This is a genomic window from Paraburkholderia guartelaensis, from assembly GCF_004353905.1.
Lineage (GTDB): Bacteria > Pseudomonadota > Gammaproteobacteria > Burkholderiales > Burkholderiaceae > Paraburkholderia > Paraburkholderia guartelaensis.
The window spans coordinates 18,817-28,518 of sequence record NZ_SMOD01000067.1; the positions used below are offsets into that span (position 1 = coordinate 18,817).

The 9,702-nt window shown below is 60.7% G+C and carries 5 protein-coding genes and 2 pseudogenes; 1 reads left to right on the top strand and 6 read right to left on the bottom strand.

Annotation, left to right across the window (positions count from 1 at the left end; genetic code table 11):
• Positions 1–62 precede the first annotated feature (62 nt).
• From E1N52_RS40400 to E1N52_RS45690, 6 genes and pseudogenes are all read right to left on the bottom strand, one after another.
• Positions 63–2,156 carry a glycogen debranching protein gene (locus tag E1N52_RS40400; protein WP_425468208.1) on the bottom strand — a complete coding sequence of 698 codons (2,094 nt, stop codon included), beginning with the start codon at positions 2,154–2,156 and terminating at the stop codon, positions 63–65.
• Entirely contained in the window at positions 2,140–4,638 is a 2,499-nt protein-coding gene (locus E1N52_RS40405) for a glycogen/starch/alpha-glucan phosphorylase (RefSeq protein ID WP_133190441.1), read from the bottom strand. Before E1N52_RS40405 ends, E1N52_RS40400 begins: the two co-directional genes overlap by 17 nt.
• Before the next feature lie 39 nt (positions 4,639–4,677).
• Positions 4,678–7,071, bottom strand: a complete 2,394-nt coding sequence (locus tag E1N52_RS40410; RefSeq protein ID WP_133190443.1) for a phosphoketolase family protein — start codon at positions 7,069–7,071, stop codon at positions 4,678–4,680.
• Between the two features lie 1,308 nt (positions 7,072–8,379).
• Positions 8,380–8,703: a LuxR C-terminal-related transcriptional regulator gene (locus E1N52_RS45685; protein ID WP_425468207.1), complete on the bottom strand. Its 324-nt coding sequence runs from the start codon at positions 8,701–8,703 to the stop codon at positions 8,380–8,382.
• A gap of 349 nt (positions 8,704–9,052) precedes the next feature.
• A pseudogene (locus E1N52_RS44670) lies at positions 9,053–9,271 on the bottom strand (IS3 family transposase); the annotation flags it as partial.
• A 12-nt stretch (positions 9,272–9,283) separates the two neighbouring features.
• Positions 9,284–9,406 (bottom strand): annotated as a pseudogene (locus E1N52_RS45690) (IS110 family RNA-guided transposase); the annotation flags it as partial.
• 87 nt (positions 9,407–9,493) lie between these two features.
• Between E1N52_RS45690 and E1N52_RS40430 the strand changes: the two are divergent.
• On the top strand, positions 9,494–9,702 hold a 209-nt coding region (locus E1N52_RS40430), incomplete at its 3' end, for a transposase (RefSeq protein WP_165979562.1).

Below are 9,702 nucleotides of genomic sequence, written 5' to 3' on the forward strand. Positions count from 1 at the left end.
CGCGACAATACGTGGATGTTAAAGGCGCGCTCGCGCCCACATCCCGTCGCGACGATGTACATTCACCCCGATTCGAGCACGACGACACTGCGCGCTTCCACGCGGCAGGCGTTGCGTTCAACGCGCGCAAGCTCAATCTCAGGAACGATGTCTGCCGGTGGCGCCGCGGCCGTATCGACGACACGCCGCCAGTGCCCCTCGTCGAGCGCGGGGATCGCTGCGTCACGCGCCTCCGCGTACATGTTGAAGATCACGTGCAACATCGGCTCGCCGGGCGCGAGCCGCGCGAGCGTAAACGCGACTAGGCGCGCATCCGGGTCGCACCATGCGGGCGCGTCGAGCTGTTCACCGTGCCACGCCACGTCGGCGTGCGTCTGCCCGGGGGCGGCCAGGCCCGTGAGAAAGCGGCGGCCACGCAGGCTCGCGTGACGCTTGCGCAGCGCGATCAGCTCGCGCACGAAACGCAGCATCTCGCGCGCATCGGCGGTAAAATTCCAGTCCAGCCATGAAATCGCGTTGTCCTGGCAGTACGCGTTGTTGTTGCCGAGCTGGGTGCGCAGGACTTCGTCGCCTGCGAGCAGCATCGGTACGCCTCGGCTCAGGAAGAGGATCGCGATGAAGTTGCGCGTCTGGCGCAGGCGCAGGCGGGTGATTGCTTGATTGTCGGTCTGGCCTTCGATGCCGCAATTCCATGACAGATTGTCGTTGCTGCCGTCGCGGTTGTCCTCGCCGTTCGCTTCGTTATGCTTTGCGTTATAGCTGACGAGATCGCTCAACGTAAAGCCATCATGGCAGGTGACGAAGTTGATGCTGTTCGCGGGCAGCCGGCCACCGGCCTGGTAGAGATCCGCGCTGCCCGCCACGCAGGTGCACACCTCGCCGATGACGCCCGGATCGCCTCGCACGTAGCGGCGGACCACATCGCGATAGCGCCCGTTCCATTCCGCCCATGCCATGCCCGGAAAAGCGCCGACCTGATAGAGGCCGCCGGCGTCCCACGCTTCGGCGATCAACGGCACGCGAGCCAGCACCGACGAAGCCTCCATGGCCCACGGCAACGGCGGCGTGGGCAGCAACTGGCCACCCTCGCCGCGTGCGAATACGCTCGCGAGGTCAAAGCGAAAGCCGTCGACGCCAAGCTCGCGCACCCAGTATTCGAGGCAACGCACGATGAACGCGGTCACGAGCGGGTGGTTGCAGTTGACCGTGTTGCCGCAGCCCGTGAAGTCGAGGTAATGCTGTGGGTGATTCCGATCGACCTGATAGAAGGCGTCGTTGCCGAACACCTTGAAGTGGATCACCGGCCCGTTCTTGCCCGCTTCGGAGGTGTGATTGAACACGACGTCGAGCAGCACGCGAATGCCGGCCGCGTGCAGTGCATCGACGCACTCGCGAAATTCTTGCGGCGCACGCGCCGGCTCGACGCAATAGCGCGGGTGCGCGCTATAGAAGCCATACGTGCTGTAGCCCCAGTAGTTGCGCAGGCCGCGCGCGGCGGCGTAGCCGGGCAGGTCCTGTTCGTCGAAAGCCATCACCGGCAGGAGTTCGACATGCGTGACGCCGAGCGACTTCAGATAAGGGATTTTCTCGACCAGACCCGCGAACGTGCCGGGATGGCTCACACCGCTCGACGGATGCCTGGTGAAACCGCCAACGTGCAACTCGTAGATGACGGCGTCGTCGAGCGCGTGGATTGCGAGGTCGTCTGCGCGACGTTGCAGCGGCTCCGTGACGATGCCTCTGAGCGACGAAGACTCCACAGCCTGTTCCTGCCCCGCGTTCGAACGGGAATAAAATCGGTCGCTCACGGCGCGCGCCTGCGGGTCGAGCAGTTCTTTACGACTCGCGGCTTCGTCGCTCATCTGTGGCACGCCGAGCGGACCATACGCACGCCACGTGTAGCAGCAGCGCAGCGGCAGATCTTCGACCAACACATGCCAGTAGAAATACGTGTGGTTCGCGCCCGTGAGCGCGATGACCTGAAACGGCTCGACGCTTTCCTCCGGCACGTAGAGCAGCAGTTCGATGCGCGTCGCCCGCCGGCAGAACACGCAGAAGTTGACGCCGCCCGGCACGACCGTCGCACCGGCGGGAAAGCGCGATCCGGGCTGGGTCCGATAGCCGTTCGGAAGAGGCGCTTCAGCGCTGATCAAGATCGATCCTCACGGGACGCGTATTCCAGACGTGCTCGCAATACTCTCTGATTGCGCGGTCCGACGAGAACTTGCCCGAGTGCGCGGTGTTCATGATCGACATCCGCGTCCATTGCGACGTATCTCGCCAGGCGTCGCTTACGCGCTCCTGGCATGCGACATAAGCCGCGAAATCGGCGAGTACGAGAAACGGGTCGTGGTGGATCAGGTTATCGAGAAGAGGCCGGAACATCGCCTTGTCGCCACGCGAAAAACGCCCTTGCGCGATCTGATCGAGCGCGTCGCACAGGTCGTCGTTGCCTTGCGCATACTCCGAAGGACGATATTCTCTCCGTTTGATCTCTTCCACCTGCTGCGCGGTGAGGCCGAACAAAAAAAAGTTTTCCACCCCCACTTCCTCGCGAATCTCGACGTTCGCGCCGTCCAGCGTGCCAATCGTCAGCGCACCATTGATCATAAACTTCATGTTGCCGGTGCCCGATGCTTCCTTGCCTGCCGTCGAGATCTGCTCGGAGAGATCCGCGGCCGGATAGATCCAGTGCCCGTTCTTCACGTTGAAGTCCGGATAGAACACGACCTTGATCCGGTCTTTGAGCGCCGCATCGTTGTTCACGACCTCCGCGATGCCGTTGATCAGACGGATGATCAGCTTCGCCATCGCGTAACCCGGCGCGGCCTTTCCACCGAAGATGAAGCAGCGCGGCACGGTATCAAGATTCGGGTTCCGGCACAGCCGGCTATAAAGACTGATGATATAAAGCGCATTCAGATGCTGACGCTTGTATTCGTGGATGCGTTTCACCTGAATGTCGAACAGCGCGTCCGGATCGACCTCTGTGCCTGTCGTGTTCCTGATGCGTAAGGCTAGCGCGATCTTGTTCTCGCGACGGATTGCGCGCCACGCGTCGTGGAAAGCCGGGTCATCGGCATGCGCAGCGAGCGCCGCGAGCCCGGCAAGGTCTTGCGTCCAGCCGTCACCGATCGTTTGCTTGAGAAGACGTGCGAGCCCGGGATTGCTCAGCATCAGAAAGCGGCGCGGCGTGACACCATTGGTCACATTAAGGAAACGCTCGGGAAACATTTCGGCGAAGTCGTGCAGCACGGTCCGCTTGAGCAGGTCCGAATGCAGCGCAGCCACGCCGTTGACCGAATGACTGCCGATAGTTGCGAGATGGGCCATGCGCACTTTCCTGTCGCCGGTTTCGTCGATCAGCGACATGCGTCCGACTCGCGCTTCGTCGCCAGGATAGCGACGGCGTACCTCGTCGACAAAGCGGCGATTGATTTCGTAGATGATCTCTAGCGGTCGCGGCAACAAGCTTTGGAAGAGTGGCAAGCCCCAGGTTTCCAGCGCCTCCGGCAGCAGCGTGTGATTCGTATAGGCCAGTGTGCGCCGGGTGATGTCCCACGCCGCATCCCATGAAAGCAGGCGCTCGTCGATGAGCAGGCGCATCAGCTCCGCGACCGCGATCGATGGGTGCGTGTCGTTGAGCTGCACGGCAAAGAAATCCGCGAAGTGATCGATCGACGTGCCCTTGACATCCAGCAGGCGCAGCATATCCTGCAGCGAGCAGGAGACAAAGAAATACTGTTGCGCGAGACGCAGGCGCTTGCCGGCCTCGGGTTCATCATTTGGATACAGCACTTTCGAAAGCGTTTCGGATACGATCTTTTCCGCGACCGCATCGTAGTACTCGCCCGCGTTGAAGTCCTGAAAGTCGAATGACTCGACGGCTTCGCTCTTCCACAGACGCAGCATGTTGCAGGTGTCGACGCGATAGCCCTGCATCGGCATGTCGCACGCGACGCCTTTCACCTGGCGTGCCGGAATCCAGCGCACGCGCAAACGACCTTCGGTGTCCGTTGCGCTCTCGGTGTGTCCGCCGAACGATACGTAATAGTTGACGTCGTGGCGCACGATCTCCCACGGGTTGCCTTTCTGCAGCCACTTGTCCGTGCATTCCACTTGCCAGCCGTCGCGAATCTCCTGATCAAAGATTCCGAACTCATAGCGGATGCCGTAACCGATCGCGGGGATTTCAAGTGTCGCCAGGGAGTCCAGGTAGCACGCGGCGAGGCGTCCCAGACCACCGTTGCCGAGCCCCGGCTCTTCTTCGAGCGCGAGCAGAACGTCGAGGTGCTGACCCAGCTCGCGCATCGCTTCGCGCGCTTCCGCCTCCATATCGAGGTTGAGCAGGCTGTTGCCCAGTTGTGGGCCGATGAGGAATTCGGCCGACAGGTAGCACGCGACCTTCACGTCTTTCGCCGCGTACATATTCATGGAAGCTGCCCAGCGAGCGAGCATGCGGCCTTGCACGCTGTAGGCAAGCGCCATGTACCAGTCCTGCGTCGTTGCCACGTCAGGGTAACGAGCCTGTCGGCAGATGAGATTTCTCAGCACGTCATGATGAAACGCAGGAACGGTTGCGTCGCTTACGACGGCTCTGTGGTTCGCGACTGAAGCGGTTGCAGGAACGTCGCTCATACCTGTCCTCCTGTCACGGGCTGGCATAGCCCTGTCGCTTCAATCCGGCCACATCCATTCGGATATTTCGGTGCGATCCGTGCCATGCTCGTGCGCGTAATTCAAGTTCAGGATGATTGCATTCCGCATGTCTTCCCTGAGGTGCGCTGACCTGCCCTGCAGGCGCGGTACCCGGTCAAGCACGTCGAGCACGAGGTTGAACCGGTCCACCTTGTTGAGGATGGCGAGTTCGAGTGGCGTGTTGATGTTGCCCTTCTCGGTGTAGCCGCGAACGTGCAGATTCTCGTGATTGCGGAAGCGGTACGCGAGCTTGTGAATCAGCCACGGGTAGCCGTGAAAATTGAAGATCACCGGCTTGTTGACAGTAAAGAGGCTGTCGAACTCACGCTCTGTCGAGCCGTGCGGGTGCTCGCTCACCGGCTGCATCCTGAACAGATCCACCACGTTCACAAAGCGCAATTTCAGCTCAGGTAGCCTTTCGCGCAGAATGGCGGTGGCCGCGAGCGCCTCCTGGGTGGCGACGTCACCGCACGAAGCCATCACCGCGTCCGGTTCCATGTCCTCATCGTTGCTCGCGCGCCGCCAGACACCCATACCCTTCACACAATGCACGACCGCTTCGTCGATCGTGGTGAACTGCAGGTGTTTTTGCTTGTCCGCCACGATCACGTTGATGCAGTCGGTCGAGCGCAAACACTCGTTCGCGACGACGAGGAGCGTATTGGCGTCGGGCGGCAAATAGACCCGCGTGACGGAGGGACTCTTGTTGGTGACGAGATCGATGAAACCAGGGTCCTGGTGCGAAAAGCCGTTATGGTCCTGACGCCATACCGTGGATGAAAGCAGGATGTTCTGCGAGGCCACCGACGCGCGCCAGGGCACATGGTTCTTGCACACGTCTAGCCACTTCGCGTGCTGGTTGAACATCGAGTCCACCACGTGCGCGAACGCTTCGTAGGTGTGAAAGAAGCCATGCCGCCCCGACAGCAAATAGCCTTCGAGCCAGCCCATGAGTGTGTGCTCGGAGAGCATCTCCATCACGCGACCATCGCGCGCAAGCTCGCCGCCGTCCTCGTCCTCCGGCAGCATGTCGGCCATCCAGACCTTCTTGCTGACCTCGTAGATCGACTGCAAACGGTTCGACGCCGTCTCGTCCGGGCCGAATACCCGGAAGGTGCGCATGTTGCAACGCATCGTGTCGCGCAGGAACTGGCCGAGCGGCTGGGTATTCTCGCGCAACACTGCGCCGGCGCGTGCGACTTCGACCGCATACTTGCGGAAGTCGGGCAGCTTCAATTCGCGGCGTAACAGGCCACCGTTCGCATGCGGATTCGCGCTCATGCGGCGGCGTCCTTGGGGCGCCAGCGCACGCAATTCGGGCAGCAGGCGGCCGCTTTCGTCGAACAGCTGGTCGGGCTCGTAGCTGCGCATCCAGCTTTCCAGCAATGCCAGGTTCGCCGGGTTGCCGCTCACGTCGGAGAACGGCACCTGATGCGAGCGCCACGAGCCCTCGACCTTGTGTCCGTTGATTTCCTTCGGCCCGGTCCAGCCCTTCGGGGTGCGCAAGACGATCATCGGCCAGAGGGGCCGCTCGGATAAACCACTTGCGCGCGCCCTTTCGTGAATCGTGCGAATCTCGGCGACGACTGTATCGAGCGTGCCGGCCATCTTTTGATGCATCTCCAATGGATCCGATCCCTCGACGAAATACGGCGTATATCCGTAGCCCTCGAACAATGATTTCAGTTCCCGGTGACTGATGCGCGCGAGGATTGTCGGATTGGCGATCTTGTAGCCGTTCAGGTTCAGGATCGGTAGAACGGTCCCATCGCGCACCGGATTAATGAACTTGTTCGAATGCCAGGCGGTGGCGAGCGGACCGGTCTCGGCCTCGCCATCTCCGACGACGCAGGCCACGATAAGGTCGGGATTGTCGAGTGCGGCGCCATAGGCGTGCGCCAGGCTGTAACCGAGTTCGCCGCCTTCATGAATTGAACCCGGCGTCTCGGGCGTCACATGTGAGCCGATGTGACCCGGAAACGAGAACTGCTTGAAGAACTTCTGCATGCCCTCGGCGTCTTCGCTCTTGTCCGGGTACACCTCAGAATAGGCGCCTTCCAGATACGCGGGACCGAGTACGCCTGGCGCGCCGTGTCCCGGGCCGGCCATGAAGATCACGTCTACATCATCGCGCGTGATCACCCGGTTCAGATGCGCCCAGACAAACGACAGCGCCGGGCTCGCGCCCCAGTGCCCGAGCAGACGGTGTTTGACATGCTCAACCTTGAGGGGCTCGCGCAGTAGCGGGTTGTCCCTGAGATAAATCATGCCGACCGAGAGGTAATTGCACGCACGCCACCAGGCGTCGATGCGTTCAAGTTCGTCACGAGACAGCGTAGCGACGTTAGCGTCCGAAGCGGCATGTGCGCTCATTCTGGCGTCTCCTGTCCAGGCAGCCTCGGCTCGGGTTCGACGCTGAAGCGTCGGGCTCGCTGCGACGGCTCTGTCTGGTACTGCCGGGTCGCATCGCCCTTGTGAAGCAGTTCTTTGTATGCGATTTTGCAAGAAAGCCCGAGACGTCGTTCGACGACATCACCGCAAGCTGGCGAACGGGATCGTCGGGTCCACGCCACGCCTTGACTGTGTAATTCTGTAGCCTAGCCACGGCTGGGGCACTTGCCTATCGGACCTTGGTCCGATCCCCTCGCCAGAACAGTGGGCCGGGAAAAAAAGCACTTGAGACCACCCTCGTCGCCGCGACTGCGCTACAGGTTGAATGCAAACAGGTCACTGGATTGATCGAGTGGTTTGGGATACGGGAGCGGACCTCGTCGGCGTTCCGTTCAAGCTTTACCCTAGCCGACCGTCCTGCCATCCGCCGGCCAGAATCGCTGGCAGACGGGTACGATAACGTCCGCAATGGAGGACAACGCAGGGAGGGCTGCCATGAGGGCGAAAACACAGGCCAGCAAAACGCAGGGCGGACGCCCCGTGAGCCGCACCCGACAGCCATAAAAAGATTGGACCCACCTCTGGATGGTTCCATTCGTATGTTAGGTTGAAGCAACCAGTCCAGCCCAGTTGCGCCGCTCGCAGCCTCTTCGCTGAATCAGGGGGCAGCCTTGGTGTCTATTGCATGCTGTGCAGCGCGAACGCCTGCCGTCAAGGCGTCATCCTCTGAGCCGAAGACGTGGTTACCTTCTGCAACAAGCCGGACGGGCATGCCAATTGGTCTTCTCGGATCCACCGTGCAGACACTCACCACTGCGACGTATCCAGAGGCGGGCCCATACGTAAACTCCCTCGTCACTGCCCGCACGCACTCAAGCTGCACGGTGATCTCATACCCTTTGTACAGGTGCTTTTTCTCCATCGCCTTACTCCTGACCAGGATGTGCCAAGAATCCCAGCGCTTTCGTTAGCCAGCGACTCTCGACATCGCTCCTCTCATGCATTTATCACGCGGTCAGCGCCTAGCCGATTATCCATACGTATGCGCGGAAAATTGCTAAACACCGGTCTTCGCACATCATGTCAGACGACCTGCTTTGGTCTGAATCTACCCCAAAGTATGAGTGCAGGGGCGCGATCCTGCTTCGGTGGGAGCACACCACTGCAATTCTTCCCAAGGGAAATTGGAACGTTGACCTTCCTTTTCTTCGGCCCCTCTCCCGTGAGCCACCGCCGGTTTGTGGCCAAGCCGGTTCGCCGCCAACTGGGTTCCAAGGCACACCAATTCCGCTAGCGAACGCGTATCTGCATCTTGTCCATGAAGCGCACACGATGAATCCTGTTAGATTTCTCGGATATTCCCAGTTTGTCCACAGTTCGTTTGTTTGCCATTCCGGTCACAACCAGCGCCATGACCTCGCGCTCGCGTGGGGTGATCCTCCCGGAAAGCAGCCGCACGCGGTACAACTGATATTGCTCGGCCCGAGCCGCTCGTTTGGCCGCCGACCTGCCAATCCCTCCCGATAGTGACGACGGCGGTTGTACAACCGGGAGCTGCCGTTCGCGGGCTGACACAGGGACTGGCGGAGACGTAGAACAAAATAAAACTGTCACAGTTCCGGAAGTGAATGTGTCACTTCGCGGCTGAGCGAGCTTTGCGAATGCCGCTTCCGCCCCATACTGGGACGGGATCGATTCTACGTCTCAGTGCGTTAAGGTTTATTCGATGCCTGCCATCGGCCGCAGGAATGTGCCTGCCTCCGCGTGTGTCGGCAGGCGTCGAATAAACCTTAACGAACAGGGACGGACGACCACAGTTCGTTAGGGAGAGTTCATATGGGCGGAACCAGAGGCCAGCCGAGCACCCTCGCGTGCGCGCTCACCGTCCACGCGGACCGTAGACCGCCCAACCAGGAACCTTCCCTGTCAGGCGCAGTCGCGCGCGCTGTTCAGGATGTAGTGGTCAACTTATTTCGGACAGGCAGATAGGTTCTTTCACTGTCGGTTTGGCCTCGTAGGCGGCGGGCGACAGATAGCCCAGCGTGGAGTGCAAGCGCACCGGATTGTAGAAAGCGACGATGTACTGATTGATGTCGCGCCGTGCCTCATCGTAGTTGGCGTACTGACGCTGCCACACGCGCTCCATTTTGAGGTTCAGGAAGAATCTCTCCATCACCGAATTGACGCTCCTATGTCAAGCGGCGGCCGTCGAATCGGCAAGATCGGCCAGAATGACCGGGTACAGCTCCCGGACGATATAGCGTTTCAGGCAGCGGTGGATTTCCTTGTTCGACATGCCTTCCTTCGTCCGTCGATCGTATGCGGTCGATAAACGACGCCCTTCCATGGAGTGGCTGAAGGTCTGAACCTAAGTGTCCGCGTGGACACATGCACTCAGACCTCTATGACCGCAAATCGAGACCTCCGCAGCAGACTGGTTGTTGGCCAGAAACGGGATGGCCGGCGCGAATTTGACGAGAACGCCATACGCGAACTGGTCGCGCTATGCCTGAGGCCCGGCGTGTCGATCGCGCGGGCCGCCATGGATCATGACGTCAATCCAAACCAGTTACGCCGCTGGATCGCGCGCTATCAGCCGCAGATGCAGCACGG